At 59.7% G+C, this 19,595-nt stretch carries 16 protein-coding genes; 7 read left to right on the forward strand and 9 right to left on the reverse strand.

Going from position 1 to position 19,595, the window contains the following annotated elements:
• Positions 1–55 precede the first annotated feature (55 nt).
• Positions 56–676: a trimeric intracellular cation channel family protein gene (locus HW450_RS04840; RefSeq protein ID WP_182386862.1), complete on the forward strand. Its 621-nt coding sequence runs from the start codon at positions 56–58 to the stop codon at positions 674–676.
• On the opposite strand, the gene HW450_RS04845 is transcribed toward HW450_RS04840, so the two are convergent.
• A complete protein-coding gene (locus HW450_RS04845) occupies positions 677–3,820 on the reverse strand; it encodes an error-prone DNA polymerase (RefSeq protein ID WP_182386863.1) in 3,144 nt (1,047 codons plus the stop codon).
• A gap of 206 nt (positions 3,821–4,026) precedes the next feature.
• Here HW450_RS04845 and HW450_RS04850 point away from each other — a divergent pair, with 206 nt between their 5' ends.
• Genes HW450_RS04850 through HW450_RS04860 form a run of 3 tightly spaced genes read left to right on the forward strand, consistent with a single transcriptional unit; the run spans position 4,027 to position 6,626 of the window.
• On the forward strand, positions 4,027–4,893 hold the full coding sequence (locus HW450_RS04850) for a MetQ/NlpA family ABC transporter substrate-binding protein (RefSeq protein WP_182386864.1): 867 nt from the start codon (positions 4,027–4,029) through the stop codon (positions 4,891–4,893).
• 21 nt (positions 4,894–4,914) lie between these two features.
• Entirely contained in the window at positions 4,915–5,952 is a 1,038-nt protein-coding gene (locus HW450_RS04855; RefSeq protein WP_182386865.1) for a methionine ABC transporter ATP-binding protein, read from the forward strand.
• On the forward strand, positions 5,949–6,626 hold the full coding sequence (locus HW450_RS04860; protein WP_182386866.1) for a methionine ABC transporter permease: 678 nt from the start codon (positions 5,949–5,951) through the stop codon (positions 6,624–6,626). Before HW450_RS04855 ends, HW450_RS04860 begins: the two co-directional genes overlap by 4 nt.
• A 76-nt stretch (positions 6,627–6,702) precedes the next feature.
• Here the strand turns inward: HW450_RS04860 and HW450_RS04865 are convergent, their stop codons facing one another.
• Complete coding sequence (locus tag HW450_RS04865; protein WP_182386867.1) at positions 6,703–7,860, reverse strand: protein adenylyltransferase SelO family protein; 1,158 nt, start codon at positions 7,858–7,860, stop codon at positions 6,703–6,705.
• A 212-nt stretch (positions 7,861–8,072) separates the two neighbouring features.
• On the opposite strand from HW450_RS04865, the gene HW450_RS04870 reads away from it, so the two are divergent.
• Positions 8,073–8,309: a hypothetical protein gene (locus tag HW450_RS04870; protein WP_182386868.1), complete on the forward strand. Its 237-nt coding sequence runs from the start codon at positions 8,073–8,075 to the stop codon at positions 8,307–8,309.
• 18 nt (positions 8,310–8,327) lie between these two features.
• Here the strand turns inward: HW450_RS04870 and HW450_RS04875 are convergent, their stop codons facing one another.
• Positions 8,328–9,821, reverse strand: coding sequence for an ATP-binding protein (locus HW450_RS04875; RefSeq protein ID WP_182386869.1), 1,494 nt, complete (start codon positions 9,819–9,821; stop codon positions 8,328–8,330).
• Between the two features lie 113 nt (positions 9,822–9,934).
• Between HW450_RS04875 and HW450_RS04880 the strand changes: the two genes are divergently transcribed.
• Positions 9,935–10,927, forward strand: coding sequence for an alpha/beta hydrolase (locus tag HW450_RS04880; protein WP_182386870.1), 993 nt, complete (start codon positions 9,935–9,937; stop codon positions 10,925–10,927).
• Here the strand turns inward: HW450_RS04880 and HW450_RS04885 are convergent.
• On the reverse strand, positions 10,924–13,845 hold the full coding sequence (locus HW450_RS04885) for an FAD-binding and (Fe-S)-binding domain-containing protein (protein WP_182386871.1): 2,922 nt from the start codon (positions 13,843–13,845) through the stop codon (positions 10,924–10,926). The genes HW450_RS04880 and HW450_RS04885 overlap by 4 nt on opposite strands.
• 5 nt (positions 13,846–13,850) lie before the next feature.
• Positions 13,851–14,714: a sucrase ferredoxin gene (locus HW450_RS04890; protein WP_182386872.1), complete on the reverse strand. Its 864-nt coding sequence runs from the start codon at positions 14,712–14,714 to the stop codon at positions 13,851–13,853.
• A gap of 127 nt (positions 14,715–14,841) precedes the next feature.
• Between HW450_RS04890 and HW450_RS04895 the strand changes: the two genes are divergently transcribed.
• Positions 14,842–15,468, forward strand: coding sequence for an AMIN-like domain-containing (lipo)protein (locus HW450_RS04895; protein WP_232843337.1), 627 nt, complete (start codon positions 14,842–14,844; stop codon positions 15,466–15,468).
• On the opposite strand, the gene HW450_RS04900 is transcribed toward HW450_RS04895, so the two are convergent.
• From HW450_RS04900 to HW450_RS04915, 4 genes are all read right to left on the reverse strand, one after another.
• Positions 15,465–16,958, reverse strand: a complete 1,494-nt coding sequence (locus HW450_RS04900; protein WP_331251790.1) for a Y-family DNA polymerase — start codon at positions 16,956–16,958, stop codon at positions 15,465–15,467. The genes HW450_RS04895 and HW450_RS04900 overlap by 4 nt on opposite strands.
• Before the next feature lie 9 nt (positions 16,959–16,967).
• Positions 16,968–17,636 (reverse strand): hypothetical protein, encoded by a 669-nt coding sequence (locus HW450_RS04905; RefSeq protein ID WP_182386874.1) that lies wholly within the window; start codon positions 17,634–17,636, stop codon positions 16,968–16,970.
• A 94-nt stretch (positions 17,637–17,730) separates the two neighbouring features.
• Entirely contained in the window at positions 17,731–18,378 is a 648-nt protein-coding gene (locus HW450_RS04910; RefSeq protein ID WP_182387358.1) for a LuxR C-terminal-related transcriptional regulator, read from the reverse strand.
• Positions 18,378–19,532 (reverse strand): ATP-binding protein, encoded by a 1,155-nt coding sequence (locus HW450_RS04915; protein WP_182386875.1) that lies wholly within the window; start codon positions 19,530–19,532, stop codon positions 18,378–18,380. The genes HW450_RS04910 and HW450_RS04915 overlap by 1 nt, the downstream gene beginning before the upstream one ends.
• Between the last annotated feature and the right edge of the window lie 63 nt (positions 19,533–19,595).

Here is a 19,595-nt window from a genome sequence, read left to right on the forward strand (position 1 = left end):
GCCAGGATGAACTAGTCTCATTCCTGTACTTTTCGCTCTCTAGCCGAAAGCATTGATGTTTACTCTGCTCAAAATCCTGTGGATCATCGGCATCACTGCCGAAGGGATGACTGGGGCCCTGGCTGCTGGCCGGCAGCGCATGGACTTGTTTGGTGTAGCGGTTATTGCGTCAGTCACCGCGATTGGTGGTGGATCCATTCGAGACATGCTGCTGGGCAACTACCCGTTGACCTGGGTGAAAGAACCTTACTACCTGCTGTTGATATGGGTCGCGGCATTAGCTACGGTTGGCATGCCGTTTCTCCTGGAGAATTTCCGGGTCGTCTTTTTAGTGTTAGATGCCATTGGTTTATCAGCATTTGCAGTGATCGGCACAGAAGTGGCGCTTCGCCTGGGGCATGGTTTCATCATTGCGGTGGTCGCTTCAGTGACCACCGGTGTGTTCGGCGGTGTGCTGCGGGATATGCTGTGTAGCCGCATTCCGCTGGTATTTCAAAAGGAGCTGTATGCGTCCATCGCAGTGCTCGCCACCTGCGTCTATTTCGTGATGATGTGGCTGGGGGCCTCTGAGCCTGTCACCGTTGTGGTTGCGGTGCTCATTGCCGTGAATACACGGCTCCTTGCCATTTGGCGTGGCTGGGCACTGCCGGTGTTTGATTACCAGGAACGCAGCTAGTCACCTGAAATCCCTGGATCCCCTGCTGAGATATTCTCCGACCGGCAGGGCTTCGAGTTTGTCTGCAACCAGCGTCGGTGCGCCGGTAGCATTTTGAATGATTCCCCGCACGAGCAGTGCTTTTGATGTGCGGGCTACCACCTTGTGACGTGCCCACAGCCCTGGGGACACCATCACGTTGATCAGCCCGGTTTCGTCTTCCATTCCCAAAAAGGTCAGTCCGCTGGCGGTGCGTGGCCGTTGGCGGTGAGTGACCACGCCGGCGACAAGGATTCGACTGCCATCCTCAACGTGCAAAAGCTGGTTGGCCGGGATGACTCCGGCATCACCTAGCGCGCTGCGCAGCATCGCCATGGGCTGGGTGTGGTGAGTGACACCGGTGGTGGCGATATCTGTTGCGAGCAACTCAAAGGCGTTCATGCCTGGTAGTGAAGGAGCTTCTATGGCAGAAAGGCCGGGCAACATGCCGTCTTTTTCCGTAGCAGCGATCCCGGCTTCCCACAGCGCTTGCCTGCGGTCTATTCCAAAGCAATCGAGTGCCCCGGCGCGGGCGAGCGCTTCGGTGTGGGAGACACTGAGATCTGCCCGACGAGCGAGGTCAGCCACCCCCGTGAATGGCGCGGCATCGGCCACGCGGGCTGCTGCTTCCTCCCCGAGTCCGCGGACCAGGTTGAGCCCCAGCCGTATGGCCCCTCCTGGGCAATCTGCTTCTACTCCCGAGTGATTGACCGAGATCGGGAGGATACGCACCCCGTGCCTGCGAGCATCCTGGATGAGGGATTGTGGTGAGTAGAAGCCCATCGGTTGCGCCCTGAGCAATCCCACACAGAATTCTGCCGGGTAGTAGTGCTTGAACCAGGCAGAAAAGTACACCAACCCGGCGAAGGATTGGGAGTGGGATTCGGGGAATCCGTAGGCTGCGAAGGCGACCATTTTGTTCCAGAGTTTATCTGCGATTTCCCCGGATATGCCGTTGGTTTCTCGCAGCCCGGTGTAGAACCGCTCCTTAAGTGCAGCCATTTTTGCCGGGGAGCGTTTGGACCCCATGGCGCGCCGGAGGGAATCGGCTTCCGCGCCGGTAAATCCGGCGGCATCGCGAGCCATTTGCATCAATTGTTCCTGGAACAGGGGAATTCCTAAGGTTTTACCTAGTGCGGCTTCGAGGCAGGGGTGATCGTAGGTCACGGGCTCTTGCCCGTTGCGTCGCCGAATGTACGGGTGCACGCTGCCGCCCTGGATTGGGCCGGGACGGATCAGGGCGACTTCCACGACGAGGTCGAAGAAGTTTCGCGGTTTAAGCCTGGGCAGGGTTGCCAGTTGGGCCCTCGATTCCACTTGGAACACTCCCACCGCGTCGGCGCGGGAGAGCATGTCGTAGATTGCGGGGTCGGCAAGGTCGAGGTCCCATAGATTCACTGTTACCTCGCGGTGCTGCGCCACCAGGTCAATCATGTGATGCAACGCTTCGAGCATGCCGAGCCCCAGGAGATCGAACTTCACGAGTCCTGCCGAGGCGCAGTCATCTTTGTCCCATTGCACCACGGATCGGTCTGCCATCCGCGCCCATTCCACCGGCACAACGTCGGCGATGGGCCGGTCGCAGATCACCATGCCACCGGAGTGGATGCCGAGGTGACGAGGTTGTCCGGTGAGCTGCTGCGCTAATTCTACCACGCGTTCTGGTGGTTCGGAGCTGCCTCGCGACCAGGAGTCACAACTACCTTGTGGGTAGCCGAGTGCGCGCCCGGCGTCACGAATGGCGCCTTTGGTTCGGTAGGTGATCACGTTCGCTACTTGCGCAGCGTTGTCTCTGCCGTATTTTCGGTAGACGTATTGGATCACTTCTTCTCTGCGCCCCGATTCGATGTCAATGTCAATGTCAGGTGGGCCGTCCCGGTCTGGGGAGAGGAAACGTTCAAAGAGCAGGCCCGCTCCGATAGGTTCGACAGCGGTGATACCTAGTGCGAAGCAGACCGCGGAGTTCGCAGCGGATCCTCGCCCCTGGCACAGGATGTCGTTGGCGCGGCAAAAGTCCACCAGGTCCATGACGATCAAAAAATAGCCAGGAAAGCCTAGCGATTCGATGACGCTCAGCTCGTAGTCGATCTGCGCGCGGGCGCGTTCTTGCACGTCAGCGGGCCGTTGCGCGTAGCGATCACGGAAGCGCTGCCTAGTCAGCGCCGCCAGATAGCTCATTTCACTCTCCTCCGCCGGCACATCCCAGTGCGGGAGATTCGGCGCAACAAGGTCGAGCGTGAAGGCACACTCTTCGGCGAGAGGGATGGTGGCGTCGATGAGGTCTGGGGCGTCGTTAAGCGCGCGCCGCAGCGTGTCCTCGCCGCGCAGCCACGACGCTCCCATCGGATGCAGGTGCGCTTCTGCCTGGGCCACGCCCATACGCAGCTTCAGCGCATTTTTCGCCGCGGCCAACCGCACGCTGCTTAACGACGCCGCCGTGGGCACCGCCGACGCCACTGCCCGCAATCCGAAGCGGGTTTGTGCGTCTCGTAGTGCTGCGAGGCGATCGGCGTCCTCGGGGATCAGGAGGGCTTGGTGTTCAAGGACGACGCTGTCCACGCCGAAGGTATCTACCAGCACATCGAGGCCCGGAAACCAACGGTGATCTGCCAAAATGATCCAATGTTTCGCGTGTTCGCCGAGTTGTTCCAGAGGTGGATAGACAGTGGTGTCTTTGGTGCCTCCTGCCATGCGGGCGTCAGTGATGACGTGGGAGAGGCGCCGGTACCCTTCGGGGCTGCGCGCTAGTACGGTGAGTGGGGCGTCGGCAAGCGAAAGCTCGGCCCCGAAAACGGTGCTGATTCCAGCGTGAGCTGCTGCTTCCGCAAATTTGACGGCGCCGTAGAATCCATCGCGATCGACGATTCCCAAAGCGGGCATGCCTAGTTCTGCGGCACGCGCCACCAATTCTTCCGGTTCAGACGCACCGACGAGAAAGTTGTACGAACTTCGGGCATGAAGCTCTACAAAATCCTTTCGCACACATGGATTATTTTCAACAAGTTCTTCCTCCAGATGACGCACAGACACTGGCGTGGAAACCTGCTGCCCATTGAGGATCTTTTCCAGCTTTGACCAGCTTAGTGGTCTACCATTGAACCCGACCGGACCCCCATTCCATTCCATGCCCACACCATAACAGATATAGAAACTTTGTTCTATACCCAAACCCTGTTAAGTGATCAGCGTCACGGGAAACTAAAAACTGCAGGTAACACCCCTTTTACATTGCAGGAACAGACCAAGCTTTCTAGACCAAGTTGTGCATTACCTGTTGAATTGCTAGGGTTTTCACCAACAAATAGAAAGCTCTGTCTAGAAAAGGATTTGAAATGAAGTTCCGTCGTTCCGCCGCCTTGGGGCTGGCAACCATCCTCGCCGCCACCTCCCTCACCGCCTGCGGCCGTGGCGCCTCCAATGACGAAGACACCATTAAGCTCGGCACCACCGAAGCTGACATGGGCTACTGGAAGGTCTTCGAAGACGAGGCTGAGAAGGCCGGCGTCAAGATCAAGACCACGCAGTTCGCCGATTACAGCACCCCCAACCGCGCGCTGTCCGAAGGTGAAGTGGACGCTAACCTCTTCCAGCACCTGAAGTTCCTCGCTGAGTACAACGTCGGCGCCAATGACACCCTTGTGCCAATCGGTTCCACCCAGATCGTGCCTCTCGCGCTCTACTGGAAGGATCACTCGTCCATCGACGGCATCGATGGCCAGGAAGTTGCCGTGCCTAATGACCCTTCCAACCAGGGCCGTGCCATCAACGTCCTCAAGCAGGCTGGACTGGTTACTCTGAAGTCCGAAGGCTTGGTGACCCCAACCCCAGCCGACATTGATACCGCCGCGTCCAAGGTGAAGGTCGTTCCGGTCGACTCTGCACAGACCACTACCGTGTACAGCGAAGGCAAGCCAGCAATCATCAACAACACTTTCCTGGAGCGTGCCAACATCGACGCGAAGGCTGCGATCTTCAAGGACGATCCAAACGCACCTGAGGCTGAGCCATACATCAACGCCATCGTGGTTCGTCAGGACGACGTCAACAACGAAAAGATCGCTAAGCTCGTAGAGGTCTACCACACCGAAGCTGTCCAGAAGGCTCTTTCCGAGGACTCCAAGGGCACTTCCGTCGAAGTTAAGCGTGATAAGGCTGAGCTGAAGGAAATCCTCGATCGCCTGCAGGCTAACCAAAAATAACCTTTAAGGAAAGCATCACCTGTGACTACCGCACCCCGTCCCGGCACTCGCATCGAGTTCCGGGACATTACCAAAGTCTTCCGCACCAACAAGAAGACGCTGAACGCACTGGACGGCATCAACCTCACTGTCCAACCAGGCGAGATCATCGGCATCATCGGCTACTCCGGCGCCGGCAAGTCCACGCTGGTACGCCTGATCAATGGCCTCGAAAGCGCCACCAGTGGCGAGCTACTTCTCGACGACCTAAACGTCGTCGGCCTGTCCGAAAAGAAGCTCCGTGGCGTGCGTCGCGACATCGGCATGATCTTCCAGCAGTTCAACCTGTTTTCTTCCCGCACCGCCGCCGGCAACGTGGCCTACCCGCTTGAGCTGGCCGGCATGCCCAAGAAGGAACGACAGCAGCGCGTAGCACAATTGCTCGACTTCGTCGGCCTCAGCGATAAAGCCGGTCACTACCCGGAGCAGCTCTCCGGCGGCCAGAAGCAGCGCGTCGGCATCGCCCGCGCACTCGCGACGCAGCCACGCCTGCTGCTTGCCGACGAAGCCACTTCTGCCCTCGACCCGGAAACCACCCACGATGTCCTGGAACTTCTGCGCCGGGTCAACAAGGAATTCGGGATCACCATCGTGGTGATCACTCACGAGATGGACGTGGTGCGTTCCATCGCGGACAAGGTTGCCGTCATGGAAGCTGGCAAGGTGGTCGAATACGGCAGTGTCTACGAAGTCTTCTCCAACCCACAAACCGCCGTGGCTCAACGATTCGTGGCAACCTCGCTGCGTAACACCCCAGACATGGTGGAATCTGACGAGCTGCTTACCCGCCCGGGGCGAATCTTCACCATCAACCTCACGGAGGAAACTGGTTTCTTCGCTGCCGCAGCCGAAGCTGCGCCGGCAGGAGTCAGCATCAACATCGTGCACGGCGGAATCACCACGCTGCAGCACCACTCCTTTGGCAAAGTAACGGTGCAGCTCACCGGCCCTGACGACGCCATCGAAAAGTTCTACCAGTCCGTATCCGCCAACGCTGAGGTTCAGGAGATCAAACGATGACCGAAACCATCCTCGCCGCCAACTGGGACCGGTTAGGCGACAGCTTCATCTCCGCAATCATCGACACTCTGTACATGGTGTCCATCACCATGGTTGCCGGTGGTATCTTCGGCCTCTGCCTCGGCATCCTGCTCTACACCACCCGCGCCGGCGGTATCTTGCAGAGCACTCCCCTGTACTGGCTGCTCAACCTGCTGGTGAACTTTGTCCGGCCGATCCCCTTCATCATCTTGATCGCCTTCATTGGACCGATCACCAAGCTCGCCATCGGTTCCACCATCGGCATCGATGCCGCAACCTTCGTTATGTCCGTAGCCGCCACCTTTGGTGTCGCACGAATCGTGGAACAAAACCTCGTCGCCATCGATCCAGGCGTCATCGAAGCCGCTCGCTCCATGGGCGCCTCCCCATGGCGCATCATCCGCACCGTGATCATCCCCGAAGCACTCGGCCCACTGATCCTCGGCTTCACCTTCATCTTCATCGCCGTCGTCGACATGTCCGCGATGGCCGGCTACATCGGTGGCGGCGGCCTCGGCGACTTCGCCATCGTCTACGGGTACCGCTCCTTCGACACCGAAGTTACCCTCGCAGCAACCGCAGTGATCATCGTGATCGTCCAGATCGCGCAACTGTTCGGAAACTGGTTGTCTAAGAAGATTATGCGTCGTTAGGCTGGTCGGATTTGTGGTTCTGTTTGACCAAAACGGGGGTGCCTTTTGGTCATTTCGAGCCACAAATTCCGCCGTACTAAGTACCGCAATACGTGACGTACTGCTCTGCCGTCTGCTGATATTCAGCAGGCGGCTTTTCATATGGCTGTTGCAGCACTTCGTGCAATGCAAGGAACTGCGACATGTCTCCTTCGTTCGCGGCATCGAGTGCCTGTTGCACCACGTGATTACGTGGGATGACCTGGGGATTAGTGCCAGGCAGGTCCGTGTGAACCAGAGTGTGGTCTTTGCCCGGGAGCGAGGCAAACCATTCGTTGATAGCATCCGGATCGGATTTTCCCAGCTTGCGAGCAAAAACGCGCTGTAGTGATGAGGAGAACATAGAGACGAAGTCCCCCTTGAAGCCCAGCTGCGCAAGGTTCCATTGCAAGATGGCGGGTTGGCGCCCGTAGGCGTACCTCTTCTGAGTATCAATCGAGCTGAAGCACGCCGCCGGATCATGGGTGTCTAGGAATGCACAGGGCCCGTAGTCTAGGGTTTCGCCGGAGATCGAGCAGTTATCGGTGTTCATCACGCCGTGTACGAAACCAACGCCCATCCATTGCGCCACGGTGTCGCACTGGCGTTGGGCAACAGCTGACACACCGCCGGGGAACAACGACCACGCAAAAGACTCGAGCCGGTCCATCATGTCTGGAGTGCCATTATTACGAACAAGTTCAAACGTGCCCACGCGCAGGTGAGAGCGCGCTACGCGCACACCTACCGCAGCCGGAACCACTAGCTGGCGTTGAATTTTCCGTCCCGTGGTGAGCACTGCGAGTCCTCGGGTGGTGGGAATACCGATGGCGTGCATGTACTCGGAGATCAAGTACTCGCGAAGCATCGCATCCAGCGGTCCCCGACCGTCACCACCGCGGGAAAATGGGGTCCGGCCGGTCCCCTTTGCCTGCACTTCGTATCCTTCGAAGGTCCCGAGGAGGAGGGCACGGCCGTCGCCAAGCAGCGGCGAATACTGACCGAACTGGTGCCCGGCGTAGGCGAGAGCGTAACCGCCGGACTGGCCGAGCAGGAATGTGATGCCCTCGGGTGAGCGGAGCCAATCGGGATCGAGGCCAAGGTCGACGGCTAGGGGCTCGTTGAGGAGCAGAAGTTCGGGGTCGGGCGTCGCCTCGCCACCGGCATGGTAGGCAAGCTCGGGCAGGGCTTCGGCGATCGGGAATTCTGGCTTCATGCCTTTTGAGTGTACGGGGATTTCTATCCCGAGAACTCTGCTAGCTTCTCTGGCACGCATGTGGGCTCTCGTCTGTCGCCAGCGTGGCAGGGACGTCGATTCCAGCTGGTTTAACGGAAAAGCCGTGGGCGTTGGCACAAGGCCCCACACCTACAGCATTCATATGCCGGTGCCGCGCTACCTAATGACCTGAGCGAAACCCAAGAATATAGGTGCAGCTGCTTGCCGACGCCTGGTTGCTCGACCTCACGCCGTTTCTGCAGCTCCATTCCCCTGGTTTCTTGCCTGGCTTTGGGAATTTGGTCTCGGTAACCACGCTGCGGGCGCGGGAGTACCACTACGCCAAGCACGGCAAGAATTCGTTCTACCACTTGGAGACGATTAACCTGCTGTTTCCGGAGTTTCGGTTTAGCTGGACGGAGACCAAGGTCGCAAGCACACCGAAATAGCATTCGTTGGTGCCCTTGTTAAGGTGCGAGTCGATACGAAGTATTCTTTTTGCCCTGTCCGCCATCCCTGTGGATGATTCCTTTTTTCAGCAGTGGCGCCAAGGCATAGCGAATTTGTGCCTCTGTAAGCGATAGTTCTTCTTCCAGGTCGTGCAAGGAAAAGCCATCTGGCTTGGTTTGCGCTACTTGGTAGATCAGGGGCGCGTTTTTGCCGAGGCTGAGGATCTCCACGGGATCATGCGATGCAGTGATCTTTTGTTTTCTCTGTTCAAGTTGGTTCCGCCAAAAAATGGTCGTGAATTTCACCCCAGTGTCCACAAAAGTCGGTGGGGCAATCGCGTGGCGTTCGCACTGCCGCAGAATTTCCTGGATGCCACCGCCTTCGCCTTCAATGATTGAGTTTCCATCGGGGTCGGTAATAAGTTTGGCAATACGATAGAGTCGCTGATTTACCTCGGCGCGGGTCAGCTCTTCACTGAGAAGCTGATCGAGGGAAAGTGCCTTGAGCCCTCCCGGCGATGCGATGACCAGTTTTCCTGGCTCGAGTCGAATGTCAATGGACTTTCCGCTTTCCACCGTCAGGGGTCTAAGATCGCGGTGCACCAGCGCGTTCGCTACAGCCTCTCGAATTGCTGGCAAGGGCAGTTCGAGGACCGTCTTCATGTGTCCGTCTGGCTGATACTGCTCGACCGTGTCCAGGTTACGAGCCACCCACTGCATAACTGCCTGAATCAGATCCGGCACCGGACCGTGGAAGGTTTCTAGGTTGCGCAATCTCGCTGTATCACTGCGTGGCAAACGAACTGCGCAGGTAACCGCCAGTGAAGGCAAGGGACCTTGCGGGAAGTTCCCGAGCCCGTAGAGTCCGGCAAGCGTCAGTTCCCCCGTAGCAGTTGTGACCCCCAACGTGCGGAGTAACTTGTGATCGTCTGCAATACCTGCAAGCCGGGAAATGCGGGTACGCGCGGCCGACAAAAACTTAGCGACCAATGCCGGATCCAGATCCTCCACTGCTGTGTCGGCGACGGGTCGCTGTTCAAAAGTAGCGGATACATCTACTTGCAGTTTGCTGGATTCCAGCATGCGCAATTCAGTGGCACTCATCTCGTAATTGCCATCGGACTGACGCAAGTATGCTTTACCATGAAAACGCGCTGGTCGATCGAGCGGATCTAGCCCTTGAATGTTCGCTATCACCACTTGCTTCTGTTGCAGCTGCACCACATAGGAATTGATATGTGGACAAGGATCCACGCTCATCCTGGCAGCCTCTATCAGCCCTGCCTCTAGTTGTGCTGGTTCTGAAACTCCCAGGATTTCAAAGTTTCTTTCCTCCCCGATTCCCAACATGACAGTTCCCCCGTTGGGCATGTTGGCAAACGCACACACCGTCGCCCCAATATCGGCAGGAAGCCCTCCCTGAGCAGCCTTGACTTCAATACTTGCGGAGTCGCCACGACGGCTGCGCAATTCAGCTAGGACAGCCTTCACTTCCCCCGAGTTAAGTTGCATACTCCGAATGATAACTCACAAACTTTCTCAGTTTCAATCCCTAACTAAGACTTTTTGAAAGTATGATTGGCGTAAGCAATCTCCTTCTTCCCCAATTTTGCTAGGTGGATGCTATGAAAAAACTTCTGAAGTTCCTGCTAGCCATGCTGGTAGCCGTTGTCATCATTGTGGGTGTGTTGTTCGGAATTCACAGCTACAATTCCTCGCGATTCGCGGTCCCCGGCGCCAATCCACGCGACAAGTCCAGTTACGAAACCAGCCAGTCCATTTCACCAATTGAGGGAACTTACCTGAATGGCTTCCATTTCCTTCCTACTGAGAAACGCCACCAAGGCGTAGTGATCACTTTCGGCGGTTCCGAAGGCTCCCCAAGTTACGACCGGGCCAAACAGTTGTGGGAGCAAGGCTACGAGGTCTACGCGCTGTTCTTCTTCGGACAACCAAACCAGCAGGAAAGCTTGGCGGAAGTCCCGCTGGAGTTCTTTGGCGAGGTCACAGCCCTCATTCCTGAGGGGCCAATCACTGTGATCGGCGCATCCAAGGGGGCGGAGCTTACCGCGAACTTGGCAGCACGTGGTGCCAAGATCGACAACATAGTGTTATTCACGCCAAGCGAATACACCTACGAAGGCCTTGCCTTCGGGCAACAAGAGAAGTCGTCCTTCACCCAGGATGGTGAGCCGGTGCCGTTCCTCCCCTTCCGAAACTCCGAGGTTGGCCCGTCGCTGAAAATGTTGGCAGACATGGCGTTGGGGTTGCCGATCCGTTACCGCGAGATTTACTCAAGCATGCCCGAACGCGCCGACAATACCGAGGCTGCCCGCATTCCTATTGAGAACTTCCATGGCCAGGGGCTACTCTTCGCCGACGACCAGGACGCCATGTGGCCGGGCGACATCGCCGCAACGAACCTAGCAGAGCGAAACCCCGGCCTTGAGGCGCACGTCTACCCGGGCGCCGGTCACATGTTCTCCGAGGACATCACCACCTTCGGCCCATCTTGGGAAAAGATGCTCGGAGGCACTGTGGAAGACAACCGAACCGCCAAGCAAGACTCGGATCGAATCCTGCTCGACAAGCTGTCCCAGTGGCACCCCGCTAGCTAGCGCGTCGCCTCATCCAGCAGGTACAACACGTGTTCGTAGTTGTATCCGGTCTTTTGCTCCAGGCCCATTTCGCAGGTGCGATTGGCGGAGACGAAGACGTCGATAGGCCCGTCCTGTTGCGCTAACGCCAGCCCCGCGCGTTCGTCCTGCGTCGCTGACTCCAGGAGCTCTGGGTGGAGTAGGCCGCGATCACCTGCGGTACCGCAGCAGGTGGCGCCGACTGGGATGAATGCCTCCTCGGCTGCGAAGGAAGCAACATCCATGAGCGGATCCACCAGGTCCATGTGGTGGAGGGAGCAGTTCGGGTGCACGGCCACGCGGCTAACCGGGTGGGCGACGGTCAAGGAAGGCAACAGGGATGCTGCCCACTCCACCGCATCCATGATGCGGATCTTCTCCCAGCGCGACTGCTGCTCCTCTGTCAGCTCTCCGGGCACGTTCTCCAGCATGCCATGGGTGCAGGAGGCTGCGTCTACCACGATCGGCAACGTGCCGGATTCGGACCACAGCCACAGGTCCTCGAGGAGTTTCACGCACATGTAGTGCTTGGCGTCTCGGAAACCTTTGGAGCTAAACGGTGTGCCACAGCAGGTTCCGGCGACGCCGCTTGGGATGTGCAGTGGCTTGCCCGCACGCTCGGACACTGCGACCAGGGTTTCTGGCAGGGACACCCCGGCGCCAGACCGCCCGAACATGCGGTTGATGCAGGCTGGGAAGTAAATGGCCGCGGCCCCGGTGCGTGTCGTGGCGGGCAGCGTCGTGGCCGCCGGTGGCAGGCCATCCTGGGCGGAAGGCACGAGGTCTTCGGAAATCACGGTGCGCAGCGCGCCGGTGATTGCGGACAAGGCCCCACGTCCCACTACTTTTTCCACTGCCCCGGCAGCAGAGAGTCCACCGCGGGCAGCCTTTTCCACAGTGGCCCAGTTCTGAGCCAGTTTCAGTGCTACTTGGTTCGCCGCAGCGGACTGTTGTGCTGCCCGGAAGCTCTTCATCAGGGCTCCGGTGTCGATGGAGATGGGGCAGGATATTGCGCAAGTGCCGTCGGCGGCGCAGGTGTCGATGGCGTCGTAGCTGTAATCGTCGAACAGCGCCTTGAGCAGCGCGGATCCGGCTGGCTGGCGTGCCATCTCGCGGCGCAGGGCGATGCGTTGGCGTGGGGTGACGGTCACGTTGCGGGAGGGGCACACCGGCTCGCAAAAACCACATTCCACGCAGTGGGTGGCTTCCGCTTCGATGCGGGGGAAGGACTTGAAGTTCTTCATGTGGATGTCTTGGTCTCGGGTGAATTTGACGTTGGGGGCCAGGATCCCGTGTGGGTCGAGCAGTTGCTTGACCTCCCACATCAAGTTGAACAGCTCCGTGCCCCATTCCCGCTCCAGGTAGGGGGCCATGGCAAGTCCCGTACCGTGTTCGGCCTTAAGGGAGCCGTCGTACTTATCGATCACCAGCTTGACCAGGTCATCCATGAAGTTTTCGTAGGCGTGTACTTCTGCTTCGTTGCCGAAGGCGGGCGTCATGAAGAAGTGCAAGTTTCCGAATGCGGCGTGCCCCATGACCATCTCTGGGTACTCGTGTTCGCGCAGCAGCTGCATCAGGTCTTTCGCGGCCTCGCCCACCTCTGCTGGTGGGAAGCACACGTCTTCAGTGATCAATGCGGTGCCTTCCTTGCGCTGCTTTCCGAAGAGGGTGAACAGGCCACCACGGATCTGCCACGCCAGGTCAATATCGCGTTGGTTCCGCATGAAGTCCAGTGGCGCGGTCAGCGGCGCGTCGGCAAGCACTGCCTGGGCAGCAGCGATTTTTGCTTGGAGGTCTGCCTCATCCACGCCGGCGATTTCCAGCAGCAGCGCGGAGGCGTCATCATCGAGGTCAATCCATTTCGGGTCCGCGCCCTTGAAGTTACCCACCGATTCGCGCAGCACGGGGCTCACCAGGATCTCGCAGGCGGCGGCGCCAGCAGCCATGAGCTGTGGGACGCACTCCGCCGCGGAGGCGAGTGTGGGCAGCATGACCCACGTGACGGCCTTGACCGTGGGCAGTGGTTGGGTCTCCAGTTCTGCGTCTGCGATGAAACCGAGTGTGCCTTCGGCACCCACCATCAGGCGACGCAGGATTCCAACGGGGGTATCTGCGTCGAGGAAGGCGTCGAGGCGGATGCCATTGGTGTTACGGATGGAGAATTTGCGGCGCAGGCGGGCAACCAGGGCGTCGTCGGCAAGCAGTCGGGCGCGGATGTCCATCAACCCCGCCACCAGCTCGGGCTCAGCGGCGGCGAGGGTGGCGTCAGCGTCAGCAGCGCGCGTATCGACGACCGTTCCCGACGGCAACACGATGGTGGCTTCGCGGATCGCGTGATAGGAGTCCTGCTCCACGGTGCAACGCATGCCACCGGAGTTGTTGGAGAGAATGCCGCCGATCGTGGCCACCACCGCAGAGGCAGGATCTGGGGCGAAGCGTCGTCCAGAGCGTGCCAGCACCGCGTTGAGGGCGGTGAGGGTTTCGCCGGGGCGAACGTACACGCTGTCCTCGCGTACCTCAATGCCACGGAAGTTGGAGCGGACATCTACCAGGATGTCGTCGCCTTGCGCCTGGCCGTTGAGGGAAGATCCGCCGGAGCGGAACACCAGATTTCGGCCGTTCGCCTCACAGTAGGCCATGATTTTTTGCACATCGGAGGCTTCACGCGGAGCCACCACTACCTGCGGAAATAGCCGGTAGTGGCTGGCGTCTGACGCGTAGCGCACCAGGTCCAGGGCACGCCAGTGAACCTGATCAGCCCCGAGTAGATCCGTCAGATCCTGTTTCAGCTCCTGTGGCGTACCGGAGGAGAGTTCTTCCGGAAAACGGTCGGGAAACTCTTCGCTGTTTCCATGCGGTTGGCCAATTTTGGTGGTGTCGAGGGTGAGGAGCTTCTTCATGCCCCTTAAATTACCTGCTTTATCCTATCGACCACCACAGCTTTCCCGGTTTTTGGCGGCTCACCGCACGAGGAAATCACATTGGGAACTTCTTTTTTCGCGAAAGTAATGTCCCACGTCCGCCCGTCGGGGTGGGTCACCCTCTGCCCGCTGGCCTGGAGCGCACCCATCATCACACGCTCACCGGCTGCCACGAGCTCCGTGGCCACCGCGAGTTCCGCGACTTGCTCTGTCTTGGTGCAGCAACTGCGCCCCCGATTCCCTGGCAGGAAAAGCTCGCCCCGTTGCAGGTGGCGCACCATGTCGATCGCGGCCGAGGAGTTGAGCCGACCATAGGAGTAGCCCCACGGCAAGGTGATGATCGACGGCGCAAAGCGGTGGCCTTTGGTGTGGGAGGATTCCCAAATGATGTCGCCGTCGAAGGCACAGGTCAGGTCGGCAGCAAGCGGGCGCCCCTTGAGCGCGCAGCACCGGTCCCGTTTGCCGTGCGTACACACCAGCACCACGGGGTGATCCACCTCTTCCCCGCCTGAGCGCCCCGGTGCGGAAATATCGATATCCCACAACTGCGAGATATCCGAGATCATCAGTTTTTCTACCACTCCTACTTCTGTAAAAGCGATGAACACTGTTGTGTTGGCGCGTTGCTGTCCTTCTCTGCCCGCTTTGCGGATCAGCTGGACCGTGGCACCCATTCTCTTCAGGTAGGAAGCCAACTGCTCTGTGATCTCTGGTCCGAAGGCGTCACCGTCCATGACATCGTGGCCCCAGCCGTGTGCATGCTCGATGGCGAGGAATATCTTTCCCGTTTTTGCGGTCCCCGGCAGCGGTTCCGCACGTCCCGTAGAGCAAAAAACATCGGCGTTCATGGCACCAGACTAGCCTGTTCGCTAAGGATTACCTAACCTGTTACTCAAGTGTCTGATGTTATTACTGTTTGGCAACGATTCCGCCGATAATTATCTTTTGATAGGCCCCTCTAGATACGGTAGATACATGAATGCCATTTTTCGTTATGCCCGCAGCACAGCTCTCGTGGCAGCTGTCAGCCTGGCCGCTATCGGCCTGACTGCATGCGGCACAACCGAAACATCGTCTGGCGGGCCCACCAACATCCAAAAGCACTCGCTAGCAACCGATAGCACCCCCTCCCCCGCCCCAGAATCTACGGATCTCTCCCCACTGGGCAAGACAGACCCGACGATGAAAACTCACGCAATGGAAGCTCCCGCCAAGCTCGTCCCCGTCGCGATGCGCGCCGGCACCCACAAGAGCTTTGATCGCGTGGTAGTCGAGTTCACGGGCGAAGGCACCCCTGGCTGGCATGTGGATTACATCCCCACCCCGCAACAGCAGGCCAGCGGACAAGACCTTCCGGTGAGCGGAGATTCTTTCCTCAACGTCAACATCGACGGCACCACCTACCCCTTCGAAATTGGCGTTCCCGAACAAGAACTCACTCCCGTCAAGGGCGCAGGCCCTGCCGTGAATGAGGTCGTCTCCGGTGGCACGTTTGAAGGCCGCTCCCAGTTCATCATCGGACTCAATGGTGCGCCTCGTCCGTACTCGGTCTCCTTCCTGGAAGACCCGAAGCGACTCGTCATCGACTTCGAACAGAACTAATCGTAGGTAGCTTCTACCCGCCACCGCCCCGCGAGCCACAGCAACAACAAAGCTCGCGGGGCGTCGTCATACTGCGCCACTAGCTGCAGGCGCGCATACCTCCGCCCGGTTTCCTCCCACCAGCGCTCGTCCACGGGCCACGGCCCCGCCCACGCGGTGACGGGAAACTTCCGGCCACCACGCACCAACCATGCCGGCTGTGTGTTGAGAACCGCATCCGCAGTGACGTACACATCGGAGCCGGTGGCGTCGATAAGCTGCAACGTTGCGGCCGGGTGCGTGACGCTGCGCGCCGGGCGTGGTGAGGGAATCGCCCCCAGCCAGGGCCCATCCGCACGCGCAGGGGCCGCCTCTTCCCCGTAGGGCACCAGTTCGACACACTCCGCGGGACCCCGACCACCCACGGCCCGCGGTTGGAGCACCGCATCTGTCCCCAGCATCGACTGCACCCGCGACACCACCCGGCGCACCTGCGCCGCACGCTCCCCGGAACCGCCCCACAGCCCTGCATCGTTGCCGGGGGCGGTCACCTCAACCGGCTCCAGCGCGAGCGTACGAATACCCGGCAGTTCACGGCTCGTCAGCCACCCGTCCAGTTGCCACCGCACTCGGTCCGCCGTCGCCTGCTCCGTAAGCGCCTCCCGAGTACGCCACACTCGTTCCAGCTGCACGTCAAACTCTGCAATAACCCTCAGTCGCTGACACACCACGCCCGCCTGGCGCAACTTATCATGCAGCGTCACCGCCAACGTGCGCGCCACAAACGCGGCCTCATCCACCCGGGTAATCAGCTCCTCTGGGGTAAGCTCTACCCGCAGCTCCGCGGTCGGCAACTCCGGCGCGACCTTCCGCATCTCTTGGGCGCTCGCCACCCGTCGGCAGTGCAGCCCGGCGCGCCCAAACCGGGTCGCCACCGCAGCGGCAGGCAACGCAGCCAGCTCGCCAAGCTTCACGACGCCCAATCCCTCAAAACCCCGCACCACCTCCGGATCGCACCCCAACGCCTCTTCCGCCCGCAGCACCGATAACGGCTGCTTGCGCAAAAACTGGGTACTGGCACCAGGTGCAACCGCTGTCCCCGCACGGGCAGCAATCAGAGCTGTCGTAATCTCATCAGCAACCCCCACCATGCAGTCCACTCCCCGCAGCGCTGCCGCGTCCGCCAATAACTGCACCGCCTGTTCTTCGCCGCCATAAAACCGTGCCGCCACATCAGCAGCTACCACCGCCAGGCCTGGCCGCAGCACCTCCACGCTCGGTGTCACCTCTTCCAGTTCCCGCAACACCGGTTCAAACTCTCGCGCATCCCGGTCCTCATCCCATTCTGCGAGCGCCACCTGAGGCCACAATGCTTGCGCCTCCCGCACCCGCATCCCCCGACGCAGCCCCTGGGATCGAGCCCGCGAACTGCAGGCTTTGATGCGATGCTGCTTCACCACGGCGTCCACCCCAGCCGCATGGGTTGGCCAGTCCGGAAACCACACCGCCATGACCCGCATTTACACCACCCGCAAATGCGACTGCGCCTCACCCACCGTGAGCTTTTGGACGCGGCGCCCCATTTTTGTTGTTATCTCGACGTCAATTTCCAGGCCACGAATCCGGCCTGTACCAGGACCGATACCATGAAAACGCGTCACTTTAGCCGTCAGTGTCAGGTGCGGGGACGGGCTCGTAAGATTCACAAGCAGCACCGCAGCGTTGCCGTTACGCACCTTGCCCAACAGCGGGCGTGCCCGCACTGGCGACAATTCCTGGGGCGCCTCTGCCCGGTAAATCACCACATCCATCCCCTCAGTCAGCACGGCCACGGTATTCAGCGGATCCGGGCCCGGGTCAGGGACTGTGACTACGTTGGGCAGCGACTGCGCAACATCCGACAGCAGCAGCTCTGGCCAGCCCACCACAGCAACAGAATTTCCTTCCTGCACCGCTGCTCGAATGATCTCAACCACAAAAGCGGGAGTATCCGTGCAGTGCACCACCGCGCGACGCGGGAAGGTTAGCTGAAGCGTCGGCGGGGCAGGTATCCCCTGTTCTTCCGGAAGCTCTGGCCTGGGCGCCGCCCCTACGGCTTCCATGCGCGCCCGAAGAGTGGCGATGCGATCCTCCCGACTTAGCGTCGAGAGCTCACCCGCCACAATTTTTCGAACGCTTGTTCCCTCCATGGGTAACAGTATTGCGGGTCGTTGTGGCGCTCGTCAAGCCGAGAGCGCACGGTTTCATGACGGCTAACAAAACCTCTGTCCATTTCAAACCTTCTCAGGCGAGGTCATACCGTTGCGCCCACCGCGTCAGCGCATGCCGGTTCGATTGCTGGGTCTTGCGCAGAATGTTCGAAGAGTGGGTCTCTACTGTCTTAATGGAGATAAACAGCTCGGCGGCGATTTCTTTGTAGGTGTAACCGCGGGCCAGCAAGCGCAATACTTCCAGCTCTCGGCGGGTCAGTGCGTCAACTAGCTCTGGCTGCTCGGCCGGTTCGTCTACTACACCTGCTCCCGCGTGCGCATCAGGGGTGGCAAAGGCATCGAGAACAAAACCTGCGAGGCGTGGCGAGAACACTGCGTCGCCTTCGTGGACTCGGCGGATGGCGTCGACAAGCTCGGCGCCGTTGATTGATTTGGTGACGTACCCGCGGGCGCCAGCGCGGATCACGGAAATCACGTCCTCAGCGGCATCGGATACGGATAACGCCAGGTAGCGCGGGGTGGGGGCGCCGGCGATCACTGCGAGGCCACCGCCGTCGGGCATGTGCACATCGAGGAGCACAACATCCGGATTTGTGCGTGAAATCCCCTCGACAGCCTCCGCTACGCTGCCTGCCTCGCCGACGATATCCACCTGCCCGGAAATCTCCGCGCGGACACCGGAGCGGAAGACGGAGTGATCATCAACAAGAAAGACACGTATCATGCCTCCGAGTCTACTGGCATCTGGATATGTATTTCAGTGCCTTCACCAGGCGCCGTCTTCACAAACACCTCACCCCCGGCGCGCTCCACGCGACCGCAAATGGAGTCTTGCAGTCCGTGCCGGGAAGGAGCTACCTGGGAAGGATCGAAGCCTACCCCGCGGTCCCGGACGAAAATCTCCACATCCCCAAAGACCTCGCAGTACACGTCGAGGTTCGTCACCTGTGCGTGCTTCGCCGCATTGACCATGGCTTCACGAGCCGCCAGCACGGCAGCTTGTGTTTCATCAGTGATCGGAGCGTCCCCCACCGTCACCGGGGCAATACGGATCCCGTACATATCTTCCACTTCGCCGGCTGCTAATTCCAGGGCTTGGGAGACGGTACTAGAAGAGGAGGTTTTGCCGTCGAAAAGCCACTGCCGTAGTTCGCGTTCCTGTCCCCGCGCCAACCGCGCGACCTCGGCGGAGTCTTCGGCGCGTTTCTGAATCAGGGCGAGCGTTTGCAGCACCGAATCGTGGATGCGGGACGCGATCTCGGCACGTTCTTCCGCTTTGGCTTTCTCATCGCGTTCCTCGGTGAGGCGCTGCCACATACGCAGCAGCAGCGGAATCGCCAGCACCGCGGCGCCTAACAGGGTTACCATCACCGCCACGATCGTCGCTACGAACAACGCAGGATCAGCCCAGTTCACCGCCACGACAAAAATTCCGAGCAGCACCAAGCTCATGCCCCCGAAAATAGAGACCGCATTCTTGGGTTGCGCGAGCGATTCCACTCCTTGGTCGTAGGCCCGCCACGCCACTAACGCACCAACGCCCACCACCAGCAGCGGGATCAACGAGGAACCCTCGAAGCCTGTCAGCACTGACAAGCTGAGCACCGCCGCTGCCATGCCCAGCACCACAATCCCGAGGTTGACGAGCCGCGGGATCTCCGTTTTGGTCGGCACTTCCGGTTCTTGTCCCACCGGGGACGGCTTCGTCAACATCCAGGTGCCCATATAAAATGCCAGCCCCATGCCACCAAGAAGACACGACACCAGCAGCACCAGGCGCACGGTCAGCACGTCAACATCAAGGTGAACAGCCAAACCAGACGCCACGCCGCCAACAACACGCTTCCGCGGGCGATAAAACTTGGGGTACATCATGACTGCTATCTTCGCACGCTTTTATCTTTTTGAAATCAGTGGAAACCCTGATGTTTTCTTCCT

The organism is Corynebacterium hindlerae (genome assembly GCF_014117265.1).
GTDB classification, from domain to species: Bacteria; Actinomycetota; Actinomycetes; order Mycobacteriales; family Mycobacteriaceae; genus Corynebacterium; species Corynebacterium hindlerae.